The 24,458-nt window shown below is 53.6% G+C and carries 17 protein-coding genes; 14 read left to right on the top strand and 3 right to left on the bottom strand.

From position 1 onward, the window contains the following. The 13 genes from FHS18_RS12245 to gyrA all read left to right on the top strand — a co-directional run bounded on the left by FHS18_RS12245 (window position 1) and on the right by gyrA (window position 21,247). The gene (locus FHS18_RS12245) at window positions 1-672 is read left to right on the top strand and encodes a GerMN domain-containing protein (RefSeq protein WP_183600320.1); all 672 of its coding nucleotides are present in this window, start codon (window positions 1-3) and stop codon (window positions 670-672) included. 15 nt (window positions 673-687) lie between these two features. Continuing rightward, the gene (locus tag FHS18_RS12240) at window positions 688-3,405 is read left to right on the top strand and encodes an S-layer homology domain-containing protein (protein ID WP_183600319.1); all 2,718 of its coding nucleotides are present in this window, start codon (window positions 688-690) and stop codon (window positions 3,403-3,405) included. Between the two features lie 165 nt (window positions 3,406-3,570). Further along, entirely contained in the window at window positions 3,571-4,248 is a 678-nt protein-coding gene (nth, locus tag FHS18_RS12235; RefSeq protein WP_183600404.1) for an endonuclease III, read from the top strand. Window positions 4,249-4,254: 6 nt separating this feature from the next. Next, on the top strand, window positions 4,255-4,524 hold the full coding sequence (locus FHS18_RS12230) for an NAD/NADP transhydrogenase alpha subunit (RefSeq protein WP_183600318.1): 270 nt from the start codon (window positions 4,255-4,257) through the stop codon (window positions 4,522-4,524). Between the two features lie 65 nt (window positions 4,525-4,589). Continuing rightward, window positions 4,590-8,246: a dynamin family protein gene (locus FHS18_RS12225; protein WP_183600317.1), complete on the top strand. Its 3,657-nt coding sequence runs from the start codon at window positions 4,590-4,592 to the stop codon at window positions 8,244-8,246. Between the two features lie 362 nt (window positions 8,247-8,608). Beyond that, window positions 8,609-10,390 carry an ABC transporter ATP-binding protein gene (locus FHS18_RS12220; protein WP_183600316.1) on the top strand — a complete coding sequence of 594 codons (1,782 nt, stop codon included), beginning with the start codon at window positions 8,609-8,611 and terminating at the stop codon, window positions 10,388-10,390. After that, complete coding sequence (locus tag FHS18_RS12215) at window positions 10,387-12,219, top strand: ABC transporter ATP-binding protein (protein ID WP_343060510.1); 1,833 nt, start codon at window positions 10,387-10,389, stop codon at window positions 12,217-12,219. Before FHS18_RS12220 ends, FHS18_RS12215 begins: the two co-directional genes overlap by 4 nt. A 124-nt stretch (window positions 12,220-12,343) precedes the next feature. Continuing rightward, window positions 12,344-13,525: a formate-dependent phosphoribosylglycinamide formyltransferase gene (gene purT / locus FHS18_RS12210; protein ID WP_183600315.1), complete on the top strand. Its 1,182-nt coding sequence runs from the start codon at window positions 12,344-12,346 to the stop codon at window positions 13,523-13,525. Between the two features lie 183 nt (window positions 13,526-13,708). Beyond that, a complete protein-coding gene (locus FHS18_RS12205) occupies window positions 13,709-14,554 on the top strand; it encodes a GDSL-type esterase/lipase family protein (RefSeq protein ID WP_246427598.1) in 846 nt (281 codons plus the stop codon). 49 nt (window positions 14,555-14,603) lie between these two features. Further along, a complete protein-coding gene (locus FHS18_RS12200; RefSeq protein ID WP_183600314.1) occupies window positions 14,604-15,623 on the top strand; it encodes an ABC transporter ATP-binding protein in 1,020 nt (339 codons plus the stop codon). Next, window positions 15,616-16,602, top strand: a complete 987-nt coding sequence (locus FHS18_RS12195; RefSeq protein ID WP_183600313.1) for an ABC transporter permease — start codon at window positions 15,616-15,618, stop codon at window positions 16,600-16,602. Before FHS18_RS12200 ends, FHS18_RS12195 begins: the two co-directional genes overlap by 8 nt. A gap of 175 nt (window positions 16,603-16,777) precedes the next feature. Continuing rightward, window positions 16,778-18,754, top strand: a complete 1,977-nt coding sequence (parE, locus tag FHS18_RS12190; RefSeq protein ID WP_183600312.1) for a DNA topoisomerase IV subunit B — start codon at window positions 16,778-16,780, stop codon at window positions 18,752-18,754. A gap of 45 nt (window positions 18,755-18,799) precedes the next feature. Next, window positions 18,800-21,247: a DNA gyrase subunit A gene (gene gyrA / locus FHS18_RS12185; protein ID WP_183600311.1), complete on the top strand. Its 2,448-nt coding sequence runs from the start codon at window positions 18,800-18,802 to the stop codon at window positions 21,245-21,247. A 55-nt stretch (window positions 21,248-21,302) separates the two neighbouring features. On the opposite strand, the gene FHS18_RS12180 is transcribed toward gyrA, so the two are convergent. Beyond that, window positions 21,303-21,524 (bottom strand): hypothetical protein, encoded by a 222-nt coding sequence (locus tag FHS18_RS12180; protein ID WP_183600410.1) that lies wholly within the window; start codon window positions 21,522-21,524, stop codon window positions 21,303-21,305. A gap of 160 nt (window positions 21,525-21,684) precedes the next feature. Here FHS18_RS12180 and FHS18_RS12175 point away from each other — a divergent pair, with 160 nt between their 5' ends. Continuing rightward, window positions 21,685-22,089 carry a MarR family transcriptional regulator gene (locus FHS18_RS12175; RefSeq protein WP_183600401.1) on the top strand — a complete coding sequence of 135 codons (405 nt, stop codon included), beginning with the start codon at window positions 21,685-21,687 and terminating at the stop codon, window positions 22,087-22,089. 231 nt (window positions 22,090-22,320) lie between these two features. Here FHS18_RS12175 and FHS18_RS12170 read toward each other — a convergent pair whose 3' ends face one another. After that, on the bottom strand, window positions 22,321-23,697 hold the full coding sequence (locus FHS18_RS12170; RefSeq protein WP_246427597.1) for a CapA family protein: 1,377 nt from the start codon (window positions 23,695-23,697) through the stop codon (window positions 22,321-22,323). Then, entirely contained in the window at window positions 23,697-24,458 is a 762-nt protein-coding gene (locus tag FHS18_RS12165; RefSeq protein WP_183600310.1) for an RluA family pseudouridine synthase, read from the bottom strand. Before FHS18_RS12165 ends, FHS18_RS12170 begins: the two co-directional genes overlap by 1 nt.

Genomic DNA, 24,458 nt, shown 5'->3' with positions numbered 1-24,458 from the left:
ATGAAACAAACAGTCACCACTCGCATGCTATTCATCTCCATCCTGCTCCTGCTTTCATTGACTGCGGCTGCCTGCGGAACGAAAGAGAACGTTAATAATTCGACCGCATCGGCCGGCGGGGAACAGCAAAACCAGTCTGATTCGGCAACAAATACGAACACGGGCGAGACGGTTGGAACGGAAGGCAGCACCAATGCCGATTCGAATGGTGCCAACCAACCTTCGAATACGGACGGTGGGCAGTCCAATTCTGACGGAGAAGAGGCCGCAGCAGAGAAGCAAATCACGATAAAAGCTTACTTTACCGATGCTGAATTACTCGAGCTGCAGGAGCAAGAACGTCAGATCGCTTATCCTTCCGGAGATGCAGTGGCTATGCTCAAAGCGGCGTATGCGTCTCTCCAGCTAGACGGCACGAATCAGGAAGTGTCGCTGTGGAAAACGATTGAGCTGCTCGATCTGAAGATAAGCGAAGGAACGGTTACGCTTGATGTCCATATTCCGGATGAAGCGCGATTGGGCGCACCGGGAGAAATGATGGCAATTGAAGCATTGACGAAGACGATGTTTCAATTCGACGCAGTTAGCAACATCGAGCTGCTCGTAGACGGTAAGCAAGTGGAGAGTCTCATGGGACATGAAACGTTGGAGCATCCCATAGTAAAACCATAAGGAGGAAGACACACGATGAAGTTTCGCAGCAAGTGGACTAGAATGGTCTCATTATTAACTGTATGTGCATTAATAGTCTCCGTATTCACCGTGTCAGGGCAAAAGGCGGAAGCAGCTGTTTCCGCTTCCTCCGCATCTTTCACCGACGTTGCCAAGACGCATTGGGCGGCGAAGCATATTTCTAAGCTTGCGCTGCAAGGCATCGTTAAGGGCGCGGCGACGGGCAAGTTTATGCCAAGCGATAATGTGTCGCAGCAAGACGCGGTCATTATGGCCATCCGATTCTTAGGCAAAGAAAGTGAAGTCGAAGCAAACGAAGCCGTAGTATTCGCTTCCGGATTCGAAGTATCGGAATATGCCAAAGGATACATAAACCTGGCCTTTAAGCTAGGACTACTCATTCCGGACGAGGAATATAACCGATTGCCGGTCGATCCGAAGAAAACATGGGGGACCACTTCGGCATCCCGTGAATGGATCACGAAGCTGATCGTGAAGTCGATTGACAAGAAGAGCCTAGCTGAAGAGCTTGATGCAACGGCGTCCACGTTCGCGGATGCTTCGAGCATCGGCAACGATTATCTTGGGTATGTGAATGCAGGCGTATCGCTCGGATTGATCAAAGGGGTGAGCGATAACAAGTTCGACCCTAGCGGTCTCATTACGCGCGCTTCGATCGCAACGATTTTCAGCCGCGCGGAAAGCCAGTTCCCAGTGGATTACGCAGGCCAAGACAGCGGTATTGCAACGAAGCTTACGAGCGACGGAATCACGTTGTTCCAAGAAAACAGCGACAAATCTTACACGATTACATCGGACACGCTCATCTACCGTTATGATTCGGAGCAGCTGTCTTCGCTCGACAAGTTGTCCTTGTATACGGATTTCTTGCTCGTTGCCGACAGCAGTGGCAATGTGCTCTACCTGGAACAACTTAAGGATGAGAAGCATGTAGAGACGGTTAGCGGTACGGTCGATCGCGTCATTCCTGGATCATCCATTATATGGATTTGGGTGAATGACGAGCCGATTAAAGTTTCTTATGACAGCAATCTGATCGTCAAAGATACTAGCGGTAACGAATTGAAAATCTCGGATCTAGTCCAAGACAGCGAAGTCACGATTACACGGGATACGTACCGCACGAATCCGTTGGCTGTCGAGATCGCAGTGAAGTCTGCACCAGTTAACAAAACCGTCGAAGGCGTCGTTTCGGAAGTGAAAGTAGCCTCGAACTCCTTGAAGTTGCTATACACGGCTAACGATGCAAGTGAGTCGTTCATCGTGTCGCCAACGGTCGACGTGATCTATCAGGGCACGATCTCGGAAGCAGGTCTGTCGAGCGTGAAGGTTGGCGATAACGTCAAGGTTGAGGTAAAGGACAGCATCGTGACGAAGATTACTGTGCAGTCGACCACTTCTGCCGCTACAATAACGGGTACATTCCAGAATGCCAGCATGACGAATCTAACGATCAACTATATGCTGAACGGCAAACTAGAAGCTAAATTTATGACCGATGACGTAACTGTCGTCATAGATGGCCTGACCGGCGCGACAGTAAGCGATCTGCAGCAAGGCGACGAGATTGAAATCTCGGTGAACAGCGTGCAGAAGGTTACTTCGATCAAAGCGTTGAACCGGACGATCAAAGTGCTGAACGGTGCAACCGTGCTGAATTATGATGCGGATTATAATGCACTCCAAGTACGTGACGCGCTGACGAACACAACCGTATCGGTCGATCTGACCGAAGCAACCCGGATTACGTATAATGGAACATCTATGACGCTTACAAGTGCGGAAGCGATGCTGGTTAAGAACCGCAAAGTATCGGTCGGTTATACGAATGGCCGAGCTGTTTTCATAGAATTCGTTTATCAATACTCGGGCACAGTGCTGTCGGTCAACGCGACGACGAAGCAGTTGAAGTTGGACTTGACGAACGGCTCCACGGTAACTATGCCGCTTCAGTATGACTCTGTCGAGCTTCAAGGCAAATCTACGGCAACGATTGCGGACGTGAAGGTCGGCGATACGGTTACCGGAATCCTGAATACCGAACAGGACAAATTCATTACGATTAAGATTCACAAAGGCCTGCAGTATGAAGTGACTTCCGTGAACACATCCGGCAAGAAGGTTACACTTAAGGCAATAGACGGCACGACAACTACGTTTGATGTGTCTAACTGGAAACTGTATAACGATGGCGGCGAGTCCATTGCGATTGGCGCACTGGCAGCTGGTAATGTGGTCAACGTAAACTATACGGGGAATACAGCAGACTCTTTATCAGTAGTATCCGTCAGAATCGGCAAAGTTACAGCGGTCGCAACCAACAAAGTTACCGTGACGGATTATGCAGGGGCAACGTTTACTGTTGAACTTGGTGATAGTTATACCGTGATCAAGGATGGCGTAAAACTGACGACAGCAGCCGTATTAGCTGCCGGAGATCGCGTAGAAGTTCGCAAGGATGCAACAGGACAAGCGCAAATTACGATCCTTACCGGTGTATCCAAGCTCTTCTGGAAATACGATTCCGCCACGAACTCACTTTACGTGAAGCGCGAGTCTTTGACAGATGCTAGCTATATCTATTCCGTCACTAGCGCAACGAAAATCACGCAAGGCACTTCGAGCATCGTCCTTACCTCGCTAGTTGAGGATAACAGCGTGCTGCTCTATTTTTATCAAGGGCAACTGATTGAGATTGTTAAGGTTTCATAGGATGATGGACAAAGCTGTTTCGTCTTTATGACGGAACAGCTTTTTTTTATGAAATGTGCCGATGAAAGCGCTCTTTTGAGTTGCGTATTGTGACATTATTCGCTACACTTTGAAACGATAGCCCATTTGTGGGGGAGAGAGAGTTCTTTGAATGCAAAAGAAAAAATGCATCACATCTTGCGCGTCATGGGCGAGATGTTCCCCGATGCACATTGCGAGCTGAATCACAGCAATCCGTTCGAGCTGACGATCGCCGTATTGCTCTCAGCCCAATGTACGGACGAAACCGTCAATAAAGTTACGGCAACGCTGTTCCAAAAGTATCGCAAGCCAGAAGACTATTTGGCCGTGCCTTTGGAAGAATTGGAAGGCGATATTCGCCGAATCGGTCTGTTTCGCAATAAAGCCGCGAATATACAGAAGCTGTGCCGGTTGGTCCTTGACGAGTACGAAGGCGAAATTCCTCAGCAGCATGAGGAACTGACGAAACTTCCGGGTGTCGGTCGCAAGACGGCCAATGTCGTGGTCTCCAACGCATTCGGCGTCCCGGCGATTGCCGTGGATACGCACGTAGAGCGGGTATCCAAGCGGCTTGGCATCGCCAAACCGGATGACAGCGTACTGGAAGTCGAGAAGAAGCTGATGAAGCTAGTCCCTAAAGATGAGTGGACTGTGACCCATCATCGCCTCATATTCTTCGGAAGGTACCATTGCAAGGCGCAGAACCCGAATTGCCCGGTTTGCCCGCTCCTTGAACTGTGTAAGGAGGGCAAGGCAAGAATGAAGCCGGCAGCCCGTTCCAAGGCAGCCCCTAAGAAAACGAAAACAATGAGCAAAGGATGAGAAACTATGAAATGCATTTCCGTTTACACAAAGGATTTTGGTCTGTTCTCTGATATCTACGAGCAGGTAATGGAGTCTCCTCCGGCAGAGAACGAAGAAAAAGTCATCGAAGGCGTAACGGTATCTGGCGCAGGTGAAGTGCCGGATCAATATATTGAACGTATGCGCGTGAAACCGGAGGTTGTCGTTATGCGCGAGAAAGGCCGCAACGTTACGATTCTGCAACATGGTGAAGTATTCGAAATCTGCCTTCCGACAGCTGAAGAAACGGCTTAGTCCAGCGTAACGATTCCGGTTCGGAATGTTCGCTCATGAAGGCATGGATAGGGAGAGAGAGAGAAATGAGCAATCGTGTTGCTCAGTCGGATGCAAGTCCGATGCTCGCTGCGCTTGAGCAAATGGCACAGACTATGGCCGATGCAGGGGATCAGCAGCATGCCCAGCGTCTTCAGGAGCTGGAAGCCAAGCTTGCGGACCGCAAGCTGGCTATCGCATTCTGCGGACACTTCTCGGCTGGCAAATCAACGCTCGTCAATCGGATATGCGGCACCAACTTGCTGCCTTCCAGTCCGATTCCGACGAGTGCGAACGTCGTTACGATCCGCGGCGGCGATGCGAAGGCAATGGTCACTCGTCTGCACAATGGGACGAAGGAAAAGGCAACAGTTCCGCTTGATCAATTAGATGACTACTGCAAGGATGGCGAAGCCATCTTGTCGGTTGAGCTGTCTTATCCGATTCCGACCTTAGGCGACCACACCATCCTGCTCGATACGCCGGGTATTGATTCCACCGACGATGCGCACCGCATGTCAACGGAGTCGGCTTTGCATCTGGCTGACGTGGTGTTCTATGTCATGGACTATAACCATGTCATGTCGGAGATCAATTTCACGTTCGCCAAGCAGTTGAAGGAGTGGGGGAAACCGCTCTATTTGATCGTGAACCAAATCGATAAGCATCGGGAGCGGGAACTGTCATTCGAGGAGTACCGCCGAAGTGTGGAAGAGGGCTTCGCCAACTGGCATCTGGAGCCTAGCGGCATCATATATCTGTCTTTGCGCCAGCCGGACCACCATTACTCAGAGTGGGAGAAGCTGCTGCAGTTGTTCGCAGACTTAAGACCGCTGCGCGAACCATTGGCCGGTGGCAGCGTGTTCGATTCTGCCCGACATCTCGTTCGTGAGCATATGAAGCTGCTGGATGAACAGTCTGCTTCGAAGCGGGAAGCGCTACTCGAGGCTGCTGGCGGTGAAGAGGCAGCGGACGCTCTGCAAGCCGAGATCGCACAGCTTCAGCTTCAGCTGCAAGAAGGTATGGCACAGAAGGAACAATATCGGACCAAGCTGCTGAGCGATATCACGTCTTTGCTCGATAGCGCCATTGTGACGCCAGCCGCTACCCGCGACCTCGCTCACTCGTTCCTGGAGAGCCGTAAGCCTGGTTTCAAGATGGGGCTGCTGTTCGCCGGTGCGAAGACGACTGCCGAACAGGAGCGCCGATTGACGCTGTTCCGAGAGGATTTGTCCGCCAGAATAGAGGCTAGTATCGTCTGGCACTTGAAGGACCTTCTTCGTAAAGCGGCTGACGCCAATGGTTACCGCGGCGAGGAGTTGGAACAAGAGCTTGACCATATGTTCCAATGGCAAGTCGATCATTCATGGATTATCGACCATGTGAATACGGGAGCCGTGTTCGGTAACGAATACACCATGACGTACTGTCATGGTGTTGCAGCGGATTTGAAGAGCCATTACAAGAAGCAAGTCCTTCCTTGGGTGGATGAACAAGCAGCACGAGCAACCGTGCGACTGGATGAGAAGCTGGAACCGATCCGCCAACGTCTGAATGAGCTGGCGGGGCAAACAGGTGCCTTGCAAGAGTTGAATCGGATGAACGATTCAGCCAAGGCGCATGAAGCCCAGTTGATCCAACAGCTGCCTGCCCGTCCTCCAGCTGTCATACTTCCTCGGCCTGAGCCTTCCGCTTCCCGAGAGCCGCTGAAAGAGACGGCTCCAGAAGCGGCGATTCAGTCTGTGGATGAAGCGCTTGTAGCGCAGGCAACAGAGTCCGTGTTCACGAATGAGGATGCTGAGCACGCACTAGACGATGGAGCGCTCGCGCCTCAGCGTAAGGCCGCGCAGCGTTTGCTCCAGGCGGCAGACCTGCTCGCTCCTCACGATATGCTCGCAGCCGCGGTTGCGGGAATGAGAGAGAAAGCAGAGCGCCTGAGCAATAGCCAATTCACGATTGCGCTGTTCGGTGCGTTTAGCGCGGGCAAGTCCTCGCTTGCCAATGCGTTACTCGGAGCTTCCGTCCTGCCTGTGTCGCCGAATCCGACGACGGCAGCCGTGAACCGGATTGTTCCGCCGACGCCTGAACGTCCGAGCGGTACGGCATCTGTCGTGATGAAGAGCCGGGCTGCCATGCTGGAAGATCTGAAGTATTCCTTGCAGTTGCTCGGCGAGTCGGTCGATGGCCTGCAAGATAAAGACGTGCTGGCACGCATTGGGCGACTTACTCCTGACGGCGTTCATGCCGGAGGCCGGCCGCACTACAGCTTCTTGAAGGCGGCAGCTAAAGGCTGGGCTGAACATGAGGCGCTGTTAGGCCAGCATCTAGCGGTTGATAACAGCATGTACAGGCGATACGTCGCGGAAGAATCCCGATCTTGTTTCGTCAGTGAAATCGTGCTGCATCATGCCAACCCGCTTACAGCACAGGGGATCGTACTGGTCGATACACCGGGAGCGGATTCGGTCAATGCCCGCCATACTGGCGTCGCGTTCAATTATATTAAGAATGCGGATGCGATTCTGTTCGTTACGTATTACAACCATGCGTTCTCGCAGGCCGATCGCCAATTCCTTGAGCAGCTTGGCCGCGTGAAGGACCAGTTCGAGCTCGATAAAATGTTCTTCATCGTCAATGCAGCCGACCTTGCCGCAAGTGAGGAAGAACTGCAAGGCGTTATGGCGCATGTTGAACGCAATCTACAGCAGCACAGCATCCGGTTCCCGCGCATGTTCCCTGTCTCGAGTTTGCTGGCGCTTGAAGGCAAACAATCCGGAAGTGAACGGCTCATTGCGCAATCGGGTATTCAGGCATTCGAGTCCTCATTCTTTGCTTTTACCCGTTATGATCTTGGCAAGCTGGCGGTTGAATCCGCCGAAGAGGAGCTGAAACGCTCCCGCCGCACCATTGGGCAATGGGTGCGCGCGGCGCAAGGGGATGCTGCCGCCAGAGAAGCGGAACAGCAGCGACTTGCGCAATCGGCAGAGGCTGCACGGCAGCTTGCGGCTTCGCCGTCAATTAGCAGCAGCGGCAATCCGCAGTTAGAGCAGGAGCTCAAGGAGCTGTTGTTCTACGTGCTGCAGCGCGTGCAATTCCGTTTCGGCGATCATTACAACTACGCGTTTAACCCATCCTCCTTGCAGGATGACGGCCGCGACATGAAAAAAGCGTTATGGACCTCCTGGTTGGAGCTTCAGCGCTTGTTGCAAATTGAACTGTCTCAGGAGCTGCAAGCCACATCGCTCCGATTGGATAATGCGCTCAACAAACTGGCTGCCAAACGTTATGCGGATACGGCGGCGGAAATCGCAAAGCTGCTGGAAGGCTTTGAGGCTTCCAGCTTTAAGCCGATCGTCATTCCGACGCCGGAAGAGCAGCCGGAATGGCGCGCGGAGCGGATCGATGCCAAGTGGCTATGGAGCCGCTTCAAGACGCCAAGACATTTCTTCGAAGGGGAAGGAAAGCAGCAGCTCCGCAAGGCGTTCGATGATGAACTCGCCAAGCCGCTCCAGGATTGGATCGACAGGGCCGGCGAAGCTTGGAGCACGCGTTATGCGCTTCTATGGCAGGAGGCGGTGTCGCACGGCATGTCCGCGCTTGCCAAGGATGCCGATGTATTCGTACAAGGCAAGCTGCGCTCGCTCAGCGGGCACGCCGATCTGCAAGCTCTGCAGCAGCTTGAAGCTGAACTGGCTGCCATTTAATCCAGACTTCATAAGGAAAGCTCCAGACATCGATAAGACAGCTTATCGGTGACTGGAGCTTTTTGGCGTACCGGCTTCCCAATGCTGAACTTTAAGCGCTTAAAAGCCGCAAAACCTATGCTTTTTTGCTATCAATGAGATCCTGCAAAAACCACAAGCGAATGTGCAAAAACGGAGCAAGAGCCACATGTTGGTCACAATTTATGACAATATGAAAGAATACCCCCTCTCCACGTCACAGGATGGGGAAGTAAGCGCATTTTGCCATATATACGCGTTCGTTCGTTGTTTGCTGATCCTTGCCTTAAGCTGTTAATATTCACTCATGTTTATAAATATGGCAATGGGGAGTGGGAGAGAAGTTGGACGTTTTTAGGCGACTGAAACCGTATTATTGGGTGGAGCGCAAAAGTTTGGTGGCTTCAATCGTATGTTTGATGATCGCAACGGCACTAGGGCTGGTCTACCCGAACATGCTCCGCATTCTGATCGACGATGTCATTAAGCCAGGCGAGTATGACGCAGTTCCGGCGCTATCCCTAACGGTGGTCGGCGTCGTCGTGCTGAAAGGAACACTGCAATTCCTGCACGGATTCTTCGGAGGAAGGCTTGGCAACCGGGTAGCCTTCCGGCTCCGCAATGCTTGTTATGAGAAACTGCAAACGCTGTCGTTCCAGTATTATGATACCGCCCGTACAGGGGATCTCATGTCGCGGCTGACGGCTGATTTGGAAGCGCTCCGCAACTTTATCGGATTCGGCTTCGCGCAGATTTTGAATATGTTCTTGATGGTCGGCTTCGGCGCGGCGATGATGATGTCGATGAGCTGGCAGCTGACGCTTCTCACGATGGTCACCATACCGGTGCTCGCACTCACGGCCGTACGGTTCGAGAAGCTCATCCATCCAGCCTTCCGCGAGATGCGCCAAGCGATGAGCGACTTGACGACAGCCGTACAAGAAAACATTACGGGCGTTCGGACGGTCAAATCGTTCGCTCGCGAGTCGCATGAGATGGATAAGTTCTCCATCCGCAGCGAGGCCTACAAGACGAATCAGATCGGGGCTTCGAATCTATGGGGACGTTACTTCCCGATCATGGAGATTCTGGCTAGCCTATGTGTCGTCATCCTGCTGGTCGTCGGCGGAAGAATGGTTATCCAAGGCTCGTTGTCTTTAGGCGAGCTGGTCGCATTCTTCAGTATGATCTGGTACATTATCGGTCCAATGTGGGGGCTTGGCTTCCATATCAACAACTACACGCAATCGAAGGCTTCCGGCGAGCGGCTGATTGAACTGCTCAACCACTACGTCCATGTCAAAGACGTCGAGGCACCGGTGGTGTTGGAGCCCGAACATGTGAAGGGTCATGTCCGTTTCGAACATGTAACGTTCCATTACGCGGACAAAACGCCTGCACTCACGAATATCAACCTGAATGCGCCTGCAGGATCGGTCATCGGCTTGTTGGGAGGGACGGGATCGGGCAAATCGACGATAATCCAGCTGTTGATGAGAGCTTATCACGCCCAGTCGGGGACGATCTCGATCGATGGCATCGATATCAAGAATATGTCGCTCGAAAGCTTGCGTCGTCATATCGCGACGGTATTCCAGGAAACTTTCCTCTTCTCCTGCTCGATCCGCGATAATATCGCTTACGGCGTCAAAGACGTGACGATGGATGACATTATCCATGCGGCCAAATTAGCCAAGGCGCACGACTTTATCATGGAGATGCCAGAAGGCTATGAAACGGTCGTAGGGGAGCGGGGAATGGGGTTATCGGGCGGACAGAAGCAGCGGATTGCAATCGCTCGCGCCCTGCTCAAGAATCCGAAAATCCTCATTCTCGATGACGCGACAAGCGCCGTCGATATGGAGACCGAACATGAAATCCAGGCAGGCTTCAAGGAAGTTATGGCGGGACGGACGACGTTCATCATCGCGCACCGCATCTCCTCCCTGCGTCATGCGGACGAAATTCTGGTGCTCGACAAAGGCTTGGTCGTGCAGCGCGGCAGACATGACGATCTGATCCGGCAGCCCGGGCCTTATCAAGATACGTACAATATTCAATATGCCGATAGGCCGAATACGGGCGAGACGAAGTCGGTGCAAGTGGAAAGAGGGGTTGCCCAGTGAAAAGCCACGAGAAGTCCGCTCGTACGGACAACCGCGAACGATTTATTTATAAGGACGATGACGCGATCGAAAAACCGTTTAATTGGTCGCAATTAGCGCGTCTGTTCCGCTACATGCGTCCATATGCCAAACAGATGCTGCCGCTCGTGCTCGTCATGATGGTACTCGGGACCGCGACGCGATTGGCGATCCCGGCCTTGATCATCAAAGCGATCGACGAAGCGATCGCGCCGGCAACAGGCGAACCAAGCCTATCGAAGCTGTACACGTATGCGGCCATTATGTTAGCCCTTTATATTATCCAATGGGGAGCCAACACGTTACGGATTAAGTACACGAATATTATCGGCCAGCGCGTCATTTACGATTTGCGCAAAGACTTGTTCCACCATATCCAGAAACTCTCGTTCCGCTTCTTCGATAAACGTCCGGCAGGTTCGGTCCTCGTCCGCGTCACGAACGACGTCAACTCGCTGCAGGATCTGTTCACCAACGGCGTGGTTAACTTGCTGATGGACTGCGTGCAGCTGGTCGGTATCGTGATCATTCTGCTCGCTTGGAACTTCAAGCTGGGGCTTGCGATCATGATTACGGTGCCGCTCATGTTCTTCGTGTCAACGGCGCTGCGCAAGCGGATCCGGTTTGCCTGGCAGGACGTAAGGATGAAGCAGTCCCGGATCAATTCGCACTTGAACGAATCGATTCAAGGGATGCGGGTCACCCAGGCATACACGCAGGAGAAGGAGAACTTCGCTTTCTTCAACCATATTAACAGCATCAACATCAAGGCATGGAACAAAGCGTCCGCGCTGAACCAGGCGTTCGGTCCCGTAATCGAGATCACTTCGGCCGTGGGGACGCTCATCCTCTTCTGGTACGGATCGCATCTGATTCAGACCGGCGCGATTACCGTCGGCTTGCTCGTCGGTTTCGCCAACTATATCGGCAACTTCTGGGATCCGATCAACCGGTTGGGCCAAATGTACGCGCAACTGCTGATCGCCATGGCTTCATCGGAGCGGATTTTCGAGTATATCGACGAGAAGCCGACCGTTGCCGAATTGCCGGATGCCCGGGATCTGCCGGCGATTCGCGGCGATGTCCATTTCGACAATCTCGTGTTCGAATACGAAAAGGGCCGGCCTGCGCTTAAAGGGATCTCTCTCGAGGTGAAAGCCGGGCAGACGATCGCGCTAGTCGGGCATACCGGCTCAGGCAAAAGCACGATCATGAACTTGCTCTCGCGGTTCTACGATCCGGTTCAAGGCGCGGTGAAAGTGGATGGCATCGATATCCGCGGTGTGACGATCGAGAGCCTGCGTTCCCAGGTCGGGGTCGTGCTGCAGGATACGTTTATTTTCTCGGGCACGATTCGGGATAACATTCGTTTCGGCCGTCTGAACGCTACCGATGCGGAGATTGTGGAAGCGGCCAAAGCGGTCGATGCGCACGAATTCATCATGAGCTTGCCCGGCGGCTACGATACGGAAGTTCAAGAGCGGGGGAATGTGCTGTCGATGGGACAGCGGCAGCTGTTATCCTTCGCCCGCGCGTTGTTGGCAGACCCGCGTATTCTCATCCTGGATGAAGCCACCGCAAGCATCGATACGGAGACGGAGCTGAAGATTCAGGAAGCGCTCAAAAAGCTGCTGGCCGGACGCACTTCGTTCATCGTCGCGCATCGGCTGTCGACGATCCGCAATGCGGACCGCATCGTTGTGCTGGATCACGGTCGGATTGTCGAACAAGGTACGCACGAGGAGCTAATACGGCATGGCGGCGTATATAACGGCCTGATCGAGGCACAATACCGATTTTTATCGGCCTAATTCTTGATTTTTATGACAAGAACCTCCACAATGGAAGAAAAAACGAGCGGGACTTGCCAGCATTGCACTCCGGATGCGCGCACATTCGTCCACCGTATTCGTTCCAGGAGGTTCTTGTTTTCTTATGTACGGATCACCGCATTCCTCTCACGCACGTAAAATCATGCTCCTTGGCTCTGGCGAACTTGGCAAGGAGGTTCTCTTGGAAGCGCAGCGCCTGGGCGTTGAGACCATTGCCGTCGACCGCTATGAGCATGCGCCGGCCATGCAAGTCGCCCACCGCGCATATGTCATTGACATGCTGGACGCTTCTGCGCTCCGCGACCTGATCCTTAGCGAGAAGCCTGACCTGATCGTACCGGAAATCGAAGCGATTGCGACTTCGGCGCTGGTCGAGTTGGAGCAAGAGGGCTTCCACGTCATTCCGACCGCTCGCGCCGCTCAGCTGACCATGGATCGCGAAGGCATTCGCAGGCTTGCAGCCGAGACGCTGTCCTTGCCGACCGCGCCATATCGGTTCGCGGATTCGCTCGAGGAGCTGCGAGAAGCCGTTCAAGCGCTCGGTACGCCATGCGTCATTAAGCCGATCATGAGCTCTTCCGGCAAAGGGCAGAGCGTATGCCGTTCGGAAGCGGAGATCGAGGCATGCTGGCAATATGCGATGGATGGCGGCCGCGCCAAGAACCAGCGCGTGATCGTGGAAGGATTCATTCACTTCGAATCGGAGATTACGCTGCTTACCGTTCGTTCCGTCTCCGGCACGACATTCTGTGCGCCGATCGGACATGTGCAGAAGGATGGCGATTACATCGAATCGTGGCAGCCGCATGCGATGTCGCAAGCGCAGATCGAGCAGGCGGAAGCGATCGCCAAAGCGGTTACGGACGAGCTTGGCGGATATGGGATCTATGGCGTAGAGCTGTTCTTGACGTCCGACGGCGTCTTGTTCAGCGAAGTTTCGCCGCGTCCGCACGACACGGGCATGGTGACGATGGTGACGCAGGATCTGTCGGAGTTCGCCCTGCACGTCAGAGCGATTCTGGGCTTCCCGATTCCGACCGTCCGGTTGCTGACGCCTGGCGCTTCCCATACGCTGAAGGCTGACCGCGATTCCGACAGCTTCAGAATAGGCGGCGTTGAAGAAGCATTGTCCGTTCCGAACACGCAAGTGCGCTTGTTCGGCAAGCCGGTAACGAAGCCAGGCCGTCGTATGGCCGTGGCGCTAAGCAGCGCGGAGAACACCGAGCATGCGCGCGAGCTTGCGATGCGTGCTGCGCAATCGCTGCACATCGTATACGAGCAATAATAACTTTAAGACCCGACCGGGCCGTGATGGCTTGGTCGGGTCTTCGTCTATGATTGCCGCCGCGCTGTTCATTTTTGCTCAGATGCGGATGATTTGCAAATGGTTTGGGAAAGGATTATTTTAGAAGACATAACAGGTTCGACTCCATTTGCCATCTTTCGCGAAGCTTGGCAAGGAATCACATTGGGACAGGAGGTGGGAGCGCTGAAGCAAACTTCGACGAGGCGGTTATGGAGATGGATCAGCATCATCTCGCTAGCGTCTACATTATTGCTCGTATTCGGTTTCGGTTATGCCGCGAAAGACTTGATCTGGCCGCAAGCCGAGCCCTACACGGCCAAGGCGCCCGAGGCCGAGCTGCCGGAGGCAGGATTGCTATCCGAGAGCAGCGAGATTCGAATTACCGCGTTGGGCGACTCGTTAACGAAAGGATTCGGCGATGATACGGGACAAGGCTATGTGAAGCATGTCGCGGCCTTCTTGAAGGAGAAGTGGAATAAGCCGGTCAGCGTGGTCAACAATCTCGCCATCAATGGGCTGAGGGCGGATGGTCTTGCGAAGTTAATCGCGGGCAATAAGGGGTATCAATATCCGATTCAACAGGCGAATCTGATCGTGCTTACGATCGGCGGGAATGATCTATTCCAGTCCGTGACCGGGGAGAAGGCCAGCGAAGCAACCGGCGAGTTCGACTTGAAGCAGCTGGAACAAGGGATACCGAGCGGGCTTGAGCGGCTGAAATCGGTGCTGGATCAGATTCACAAGCTGAATCCAAATGCGCATGTGGTATATGTCGGGTTGTACAACCCTTTTTACGATATGGATGAATTAAAGGACGCCAGCTTGTATATCGCTAAGTGGAATCAGGAGGCCTATTCCATTGTCCATCAGTACCCGAACATGACGCTCGTGCCGACGTATGATCTCTTCGAATCCGCCTTATCGGATTATTTGTCCACCGATCACTTCCACCCGAATCATGCGGGCTATGAGCAGATCGCCGTCCGGATCGTGCAAGCATTGAAGTAGGCTTTGCGGCATACTGCCCCTAATACTCTGAAATGACAGGAGGATGGCCATGAATATAGCATCGGAGCCGGCTTTGCTCGACAGTCTTGCTAGTACGGGTCATAACCGGAACACCCCGTCCGAAATCGTCCTCGACGTGAAAGGGATTCAGAAAAAAATCCGCGGGAAGACGATCATCCATGACGTATCCTTCCATGTGCGCGCCGGCGAAATTTTCGGGTTCCTCGGTCCGAACGGGTCGGGCAAAACGACGACGATCCGGATGCTGGTCAATCTCATCAAGCCGTCGGCCGGCGAAATCCGAATCTGCGGCTACAACGTCGAGCGACAGCAAGAAGAGGCATTGCGCTTCGTAGGCTGCATTGTCGAGAATCCGGAAGTGTACAGCTATATGACCGGTTGGGAGAACCTCGAACATTTTGCCCGCATGCAGGAGGGGATCGATGAGGCGCGAATACATGAGGTTGTCGATATCGTCTCGCTTGGCGAGCGGATCCACGATAAAGTGAAGACCTACTCGCTGGGAATGCGCCAGCGGCTCGGAATTGCCCAGGCGCTGCTCGGCAGACCCAAGTTGCTCATTCTGGACGAACCGACGAACGGGCTTGACCCGAAGGGGATCAAGGAGCTTAGGGCCTTTATCCGCATGCTGGCCGGGCAAGGAATGAGCCTGTTCATCTCCAGCCACCTGCTCAGCGAAATTCAGCTCATGTGCGATCGTGTCGCGATCATAAGCCATGGGCGGGTGCTTGCGGTAGGACCTGTGGACGAGCTCGTCAATCAAGCCGGCAGCTACGTGGTCTGGCAGTTCGATGAACCGGATGCCGGGCGCGCGCTGTTGGCCGATGAGCGCGAGGTGCAGTTTGTCGCAGAAAGCGAGCATCGGATCGAAGAAAGCATCCTTGCCAATATGGACCGTCCGGTGATCACCTCCATGGCGGCGGAACGAATACCTGAATTCGTGGAGAAAGCCGTTCGCAGCGGCATTGGCATCAGATCCGTGCAGCAGATCGCGCCGACGCTCGAAGAGCTGTTCCTGTCGATGACGGAGGGCGAAGCGATTGGATAGATTATTGCCGCTTGTTCAGAACGAAACGATCAAGATTTGGAAGAAAAAACGGTTCTATGTCGTGATTGCCGTTCTCGTTATCCTCATCCCGGTCTTTACCTACGCACAGATGAAAATATCGCAGAACAATGCGAAGAACTTCAAGGACTGGCGCAACCAGGTCATGAATCAGATCAATGATTATCAAAGCATGTTGGCCAGCGACCGCATACCGGAAGAGTGGAAGCGGCAGCGGCGGATAGCCGTGCAGCAGCTCCAATATTATATCGATCATGATGTGAATCCGAACACGCCGAATGCGGTGACCTTCACGCGGGGCTTCATGTCCGGTGCCGTAACGCTGTTTTACCCATTGTTGGTACTCGCTATTGCGTCGGATCTTGTTTCCGGCGAGCGGTCAACGGGTACGATTAAGATGCTGCTTACAAGGCCGGTCAAACGATGGAAGATTTTACTGAGCAAAATGATCGCGCTCACGATGTATGTATCCTTGATCGTGGTGGCAAGCGCGGTGCTGACGTATTTGATCTCGGGCGCCTTTTTCGGTTATGGTGGATGGACGATGCCGACCTTTGTTGGCTTTACGACAAGCGGCTCGGAGATGGACACCACGATGGTGCATGCGATACCGCAATGGCAGAACATGCTGATGCAGTCCGGCCTCATCTGGTTCTCCTCGATGGTGGTGGCGCTATTGGCGCTAATGGTTTCCGTGTTGGTACGCGGTACTGCGGCAAGCATCGTGACGATGATGGCCGCGATTATCGCCGGGACGATTCTAGCCAACATGTCTTCCGCTTGGGAGAGCGCCAAATACGTGTTTGCGGTTAATCTGGATTTAACCGTGTATTTGAACGGCACGCCGCCTCCGATCGAAGGCATGACGCTTCCTTTTTCCTTAGCTGTACTGGCGATTTGGGCGCTTGTTGGCGTGATCGTTTCGTTCAGTGTCTTTACGAAACAGGATATATTGAATTAAAATAGCTTGAAGTGACGGTTTGAAGGGCTCCCATGGAAATCCATGACATGAAACGGGGGCTTACGTCATTGAAGCAAGGCGGGCGGCAAGCTGGATTGTGAGTAATCCATGCATATCATTGCAAGAATCGTTGAATGATAAGCGCTTCGCTCTTGAATAGAATAGGGGGACGTGTATGACAGAGCAGTTGAATACGTTTGCGGGGGAGGCGACTTCGGCAGCCAATCGCAACTACGACGAGGGCGACATCCAGGTGCTGGAGGGCTTAACCGCAGTCCGTAAACGGCCCGGGATGTATATTGGCAGTACAACGACCTCGGGGCTGCATCATCTCGTCTGGGAAATCGTCGATAATGCAGTGGATGAGCATCTTGCGAAATTCTGCTCAGCCATTGATGTCATCATTCATAAGGACAACTCGGTTACGGTTCGCGACAACGGTCGCGGCATTCCAACCGGCATGCACAAGACCGGCATACCTACACCGCAGGTTGTATTCACCATGCTGCATGCAGGCGGCAAATTCGGCGGCGGAGGATATAAGAAGTCGGGCGGCCTTCACGGCGTTGGCGCTTCCGTCACGAATGCGCTCTCAGAATGGCTGGAAGTCGAAATTTATCGCGACGGCAAGGTACATAAGCAGCGCTTCGAGTATTGGGTGGATAAAGACGGCAAGGAGCATGTTGGCGAGCCGACGACAGGCCTGATCGTAACGGGGAATACGAACCGTACAGGCACGAAAGTCACGTTCAAGCCGGATGGCCGCGTGTTCCATGGCAACACGACGATTAACTACGAGACATTATCCGAGCGTCTGCAAGAAATTGCGTTCCTGAACTCCGGACTTAAGGTGGCCGTGAAGGATGAGCGCGCAGGCAAAGAGGATATTTATCATTATGAAGGCGGCGCGCGCCAGTTCGTTCAATTTCTGAACGAGGAGAAGACGGTGCTTCATGAGGTCGTTCACTTTGCAGCTGAACGGGATGAGATCGAAGTCGAGATTGCGCTTCAGTACAATGACGGCTATACGGAGACGATCGCTTCGTTCGTTAACTCCATCCCGACCCGCGGCGGCGGTACGCATGAGACGGGCTTTAAGACTGCGTATACCCGTGTCATGAACGATTACGCGCGTAAGAGCGGACTGCTGAAGGAAAAGGATAAGAATCTGGAAGGCAATGATCTGCGCGAAGGCATGATGACGGTCATTAACATTAAGATGTCCGAGGTGGAATTCGTCGGCCAGACGAAGGACCAGCTAGGCAGCGCTATCGCCAGAAGCGCCGTTGATGCGGTCGTCACGGACAAGATGCAGGTCTTCCTCGAGGAGAATCCGCAGATTGCGCAGCAGCTGCTGAAGAAGGCGATTCAAGCGTCCAGAGCGCGCGAAGCGGCACGCAAGGCCAGAGACGAGATTCGCTCCGGCAAGAAGAAGAGCGAGAGCTCGAATCTGGGCGGCAAGCTGACGCCGGCGCAGTCCAAGGACTATACCCGCAACGAATTATTCATCGTCGAAGGCGATTCCGCGGGCGGTTCCGCCAAGCAAGGACGGGACTCGAAGCATCAGGCAATCCTGCCGCTTAAGGGCAAGCCGATGAATCCCGAGAAAGCGAAACTGCTGGATATTCTGAAGAATGATGAATATAAGGCGATCATCGCGACGATCGGTTCCGGGATCGGCCCGGAGTTTGATTCCGAATCGTGCAACTATAACAAAATTATTATTATGACCGACGCCGACACGGACGGCGCGCATATTCAAGTCCTGCTGTTAACCTTCTTCTACCGTTATATGAAGCCGCTCATCGATATGGGTCGTGTCTACATTGCACAGCCGCCGCTATACAAGATTACGCGCAAATCAGGCAAGCTGGAAACGGTTCGATACGCTTGGACGGACGAACAGCTGCAGAACTACTTAAAGGAATTCGGCAAGCAGTTCGAGCTGCAGCGCTATAAGGGATTAGGCGAGATGAACCCTGATCAGCTGTGGGAGACAACGATGAATCCGGAGACGCGCACACTGCTGCAGGTCCAGATTGAGGATGCTGCCAAAGCGGAACGCCGCGTATCGACGCTGATGGGCGATAAAGTGGATCCGCGCAAGCGCTGGATCGTCGAGAACGTCGATTTTACCGAATATGAAGAGTAGATATCCATTCGACAGCGCAAATAATAGGTAGGAGTTTGAGTCGGCATGAGTAACCTGGAACAGTTTCTGCCCGCGTTCTTGGAAGAGGTCGTCGGAGACCGCTTCGGACGCTATTCAAAATACATCATTCAGGACCGCGCGATTCCGGACGTGCGCGATGGTCTAAAACCGGTTCAGCGCCGGATTCTGTACGCCATGTACGATTCCGGCAATACGCCGGATAAGCCGTACCGCAAATCGGCAAAAACGGTCGGCGACGTCATGGGTAACTACCATCCGCACGGCGACTCCTCAATCTACGAAGGCATGGTCCGGATGGCGCAGCCTTGGAAGATGGGGCATGTGCTTATCGACGGCCATGGCAACTGGGGCTCTCAGGATGACGATCCAGCGGCGGCGATGCGTTATACGGAGGCCCGATTGTCTCCGATCGCCATGGAGCTGCTGCGCGATATTGAGAAGCGTACGGTGCTGTTCAAAGATAACTTCGATAACACGACCAAAGAACCGGTGGTGTTGCCGTCTCGTTATCCGAACTTGCTTGTCAACGGCGTAAGCGGGATATCTTCCGGCTTTGCCACCGAGATTCCGCCTCATAATTTGCGGGAGGTCATTCAAGCTTGTATTCTGCTTATGGAGCAGCCGGACACGACGCTCGAACAGTTAATGACGATCGTTCGCGGTCCTGACTTCCCGACCGGCGGCCTGATCATGGGCGAAGAAGGCATTCGTGAGGCTTATAATTCGGGCAAAGGCCGGATTTATCTGCGATCGAAGACCGCGATCGAAGACATGAAGGGCGGCCGTCAGCAGATCGTCGTTACGGAGATCCCTTATCAAGTGGTCAAGTCCAGATTGGTTACGGCGATGGAGAATATCCGTCTGGAGAAGAAAGTCGACGGAATTGCAGAAGTGCGCGACGAGAGCGGACGCAACGGTCTGCGCATCGTCGTGGAGCTGAAGAAGGAAGCTGACGCCCAAGGCATTCTGGCGTACTTGTTGAAGAAGACGGATCTGCAAGTCACGTACAACTTCAATATGGTCGCGATCGTGAACAAGGCGCCGCGCCAATTGGGGCTGCGCGAGATCCTGTCGGCGTACATCGGTCACCAAAAGGAAGTCGTCACGCACCGTACCCGCTACGAACTGGAGAAAGCGGAGGATCGCGCTCATGTACTCGAAGGTCTTGTAAAGGCGTTAAACATCCTCGATGAGGTTATCGCGGCGATCAAAGCGTCGAAGAACCGTCAAGATGCCCAGAATAACTTGGTCGCGAAGTTCGGATTCACCGAGCGTCAGGCCGATGCCATTCTAACTCTTCAATTGTATCGTCTGACCAATCTCGAGATTACGACACTCGAGAAAGAACATAAGGATATTATGAAGCGGATCGCTTACTTGCGCGGTATCTTGAATAGCGAGAAGAAGCTGATCGGCGTCATTAAAGACGAATTAAGCGAAATTCGGGACAAGTACGGGATCGATCGCCGATCGGATATTCAAGGCGAGGTCGAAGAGCTGAAGGTTAATCTCGAGGTTATCGTGCCGTCTGAAGATGTATTCGTCACGCTTAGCCATGAAGGTTACATTAAGCGGACTTCCAAACTTTCGTTCACCCGTTCCGGCGGCGAACTTAGCAACGCTGGCGTGAAGGAAGGCGACGTAGTGCGCGAGCTGCTGGATGTGAACACGATCGATCAGCTGCTCCTCTTCACGCGCAAAGGCCAGTATTATCAGCTGCCGGTTCACCAGATTCCGGAGTTCAAATGGAAGGATAACGGTACTGCTGTCGTTAACGTCGTGCCGATGCCGAAGGATGATGCCATAGTCAGCGTAATTCCGGTAAAGGATTTCGAAGAAGCCGGAAGATCGCTTGTCTTCGTATCGCGCAAAGGTCAGGTCAAGCGCACGGATCTCAAGGAATATCGTTCGACGCGTTCAACGGCCATTGCGGCTGTGAAGGTAGCGGAGGGCGATGAGATCATCCGCGTTCTGCCAAGCGACGGTACGAAGGAGATTCTGCTCGTGAGCAAGTTCGGCATGAGCATCCGGTTCCCTGAGAGCGAAGTCAATGCGATGGGGCGCGTGGCCGCCGGCGTACGCGGTATACAGTTGAAAGAGGAAGATGAAGTCGTCGGCGCCGAGTGGGTTAGCGGCGATGAGGGTGAAGTGCTCGTCCTGACGGAGATTGGTTATGCCAAACGTACGCTTCTGATGGATTATCCGGTCCAAGGACGCGGCGGCAAAGGCGTGACGACCTTCGAGTTCAAGGAAGGCAAACGCGTGCGTCCGAATGGCGAACGGCTTGTCGGCGCGTTCCATTGCAAGGAAGAGCGCGAGCTCATCATCTTGACGTCTACGGGTGCCCAGTTGTCGGCTTCGACCGAGAAAGCGCCGATCGAGGATCGCCGAGGAACAGGTAAGGCGGTAGTCGCGATCGACAAAAAAGACGCCATCACAGCCGTGTTCCCGCGGAGTGGCGCCTCGATCTAATTGTAGTCGGTAACACGTCCGAAACGACATTGCGATGTCACCTTAAACGTTTACATTAGTCGAACGGCAGATGCGATTCATCTTGACGTTCCATAAGCTGCAGCAAAAGGTCCAACACGACCCACAATGGCGCCGGTTCATCTAGCCGGTCAAGCCATTGTGGGTCATTTGCTATTCCGGTGTCCTTCAGCTTACGCACCAGTTCGATTTTACGGTCGTCCATTGTCGTCACGCTCCCTTTCCAGTCGTTCAATTGTCTAAAGATTCGAGCACGCACATATAGCTTCCCTCCTTAATCTATGTCTAAAGATGTCAAATGGTTCTCTATTATCGCGATGAATAGGACAAAATATTAACCTCGTTAATCTTACATTCGACATGGAAGATACGTATAATAGGGTTATAGACGTTAAAGGGACAGAAAGCGGGTGGATAATATCGTTTCTTCAGAATTCGCAAGATTATGGATGAAGATTACGAAAGAATGGAAGATGCACCTGGAGGATGGACTTTCTCCGACGCTTACGGAAGGCCAATTGAACGTATTGGAGCTGTTGTTGCAGCATCAGCCGATGAAACCATCGGATCTGCTTGCCTACCTGACGACGACGCCTGCGGCGATCACGACGCTACTCGATCGGATGGAGCGGGGCGGCCTCGTTATTCGCAGCCGGGATGCCAACGATCGCCGAATCGTATGGGTGAATGTAACGGAACGGGGCGATACAGAGGCTAGACGCGGTATCGAACTTCGGGACAAGTACATTAGCGAGGCACTGGACCGAATCTCGTCGCACAATCAACAGCTTCTCGTCTATCTGCTCGGCAAAGTAGCGAACTAATTAGTCGTCCCTGATTGGAATTCATATATGGAATGGTTGCTCAAGCATATCGGGCAAGCTGTCATCAACATAGAGAAAAGCCGTCTTCGTTGGAAGACGGCTTTTTAAACGTTGTGGAAAGTATAAGTTTCACGCGATACTTCGGCCGTTATGTCTCCGGTGTGAAGCGCGCTGCGCCGTCAGAGGACGGCGACAACCGCTTCGCCTTGAGATAAACCGAAACGAAGCGGATCAAGGCGTAGCGGTCTCTACGGATACCGGTTGGGCGGACATGGAGGATAGCCGGTCTGTAAGCAGATCAAGATTTTTCTTCAGCACCGCGTAATCGGAGCTGGAGAGACGCTCGTTCGTTTTGCTTTGAATCGTCGAGGCTACCGGCAGAATCTCATACCGATTCGTGCCATTTTGCTTATAGCGATGAACCCATGTCGGGATCGGTTCGACCGATTGAATAACCGTCTTGCCGGTACCGCTGTTCTTCTGCAGCGCAACCTTCATGATTACGCCGTAGTCCTTGGTTTCTCCGCGTTGATTAGAGATAAAGTTGCCCATGGAGTAAATGATTAATCCGCGTCTTGTCGCGCCGTCCTGCTCTTGAACGTCGACTAGCTCATACGGCTGCACAACGTGAGGATGGGAGCCGGCAATGATATCCGCGCCTGCGGCGATCAGTTTACGGGCTAGCGTCTTCTGGGCTTCCGAAGGCGCTGTCTGATATTCGGTGCCGAAGTGCAGCACGACCGTAACGAAATCCGCGCCAGCGCTCTTCAGCTGCTTGATCGACTGAATCATTGCTTGTTCATCGATCAGCGATACCGCATAAGGCATTTTATCCGGCAATGGTATACCGTTGGTGCCGTATGTGTAGGCTAGCAGCCCCATGCGAATGCCTTTCTGCTCTACCATCGTTATTCGCTGGGATTCAGTCAGAGAGCGCGCGGTTCCTTTCATTACGAATTGCTGCTGTTCCAACGCCTTCATCGTGCGGCTGATGCCTTCAGCGCCGCGGTCAAGGGAATGGTTATTGGCCGTGGTGACGATATTGAAGCCCGCATAAGCGAGGGCCTCCGCAAGCTCGGTCGGCGCATTGAAACGCGGGAATCCGGAGTATCCCATGCTGGCGCCTGCGATCGGCGTCTCCAGATTAGCAAGCTTCCAGTCGCCCTGCCCGATAATATCTTTTACTCGTTCAAAATAGGGATTAAAGAAATACCGCTTCTGCTGCTTATCATAATAACCGGGAAGCTGCGGCATGTGCATCATAATATCGCCGACTGCGATCCAGGTCGCATCCGTTATCGTGACGGGCTGCGGCTCTTCCGGCGTGACGATCGGATCTTCTTCAGGTTCCATTGGTGGTTCGGCATCGGGCTCTTCGTGCGCGTCCGTGTTATCGGGATGTTCCGCAAGCGGGTTGTCCGTCTCGGCCTCATTCATGCTAGTCGAGTTATCCAGGTTGTCCGTACCATTGGATGCGTTATCGCCGTTCACATTCTGCCCCTGTTGTTCTTCCTTAACCGGATCCAGCGGTGCGGCGTTCGAGCAACCGCTCAGGGCGAGAAGGACAAGGAGCAGAAGGCAGGGGACAATAAGCCGTAAATCACGCATTAGGAGCGTCCTTCCCAATCCGGAAGATGATGGAATACCGAATCCCATTGCTCCTTGTCGAATCGGTTCCAAGGTTCCTTCATAGGGGGGAGTTCACGGAATGTCAGCCATTCCTTGGTTACCGGGTGATTGACCGCGTATTGAGCCGACCACAGCGCAATATCGCGCTCTTCGTGCAAGGCCGGCGCTCCATACTTACGATCATGCACAAGCGGACAGCCAATCGCCGACATCTGCGCGCGAATCTGGTGAGGACGCCCGGTTTGCAGTCGCACGACGATGAGCGACAGGTCGCCAGACCGTGCTGCGACCGCATAATCCAGAATCGCTTCCTTCGCTTCCGGCACTTGCTTATCATGGACCGTCACGACATTGCGCGATGCATCCTTACGCAGGAAGTGGCGAAGCCGGCCGCTGCGCTTAGGCGGGGCGCCGTGGACAACGCCGACGTAGATTTTGTCAAAGGAGTGGGTGCGTACGGCATCAGACAGCCGCGAAGCGGCTTTGGACGTCTTGGCGAACAGCATGACGCCGCCGACCGGACGGTCCAGACGGTGGACAAGCCCGACAAATACATTGCCGGGCTTTGCGTAGCGAATCTTCAAGTCCTCCTTCAAGAGCGTCACCATATCGGGCTCGCCGGTGTCATCCGCCTGGGACAGAACGCCAGGAGGCTTGATCACCGCGAGCAGATGGTTGTCCTCATAGAGGACGGGCAGCAGCGGCGCGATCGACGGCGTTGGCTCGCGATCGGTCGACAT

It is taken from the genome of Paenibacillus phyllosphaerae, assembly GCF_014192105.1.
GTDB lineage: Bacteria > Bacillota > Bacilli > Paenibacillales > Paenibacillaceae > Paenibacillus_Z > Paenibacillus_Z phyllosphaerae.
The sequence above is the reverse complement of the archived record's forward strand: the minus strand, read 5'-3'. Positions and strand labels throughout refer to the sequence as shown.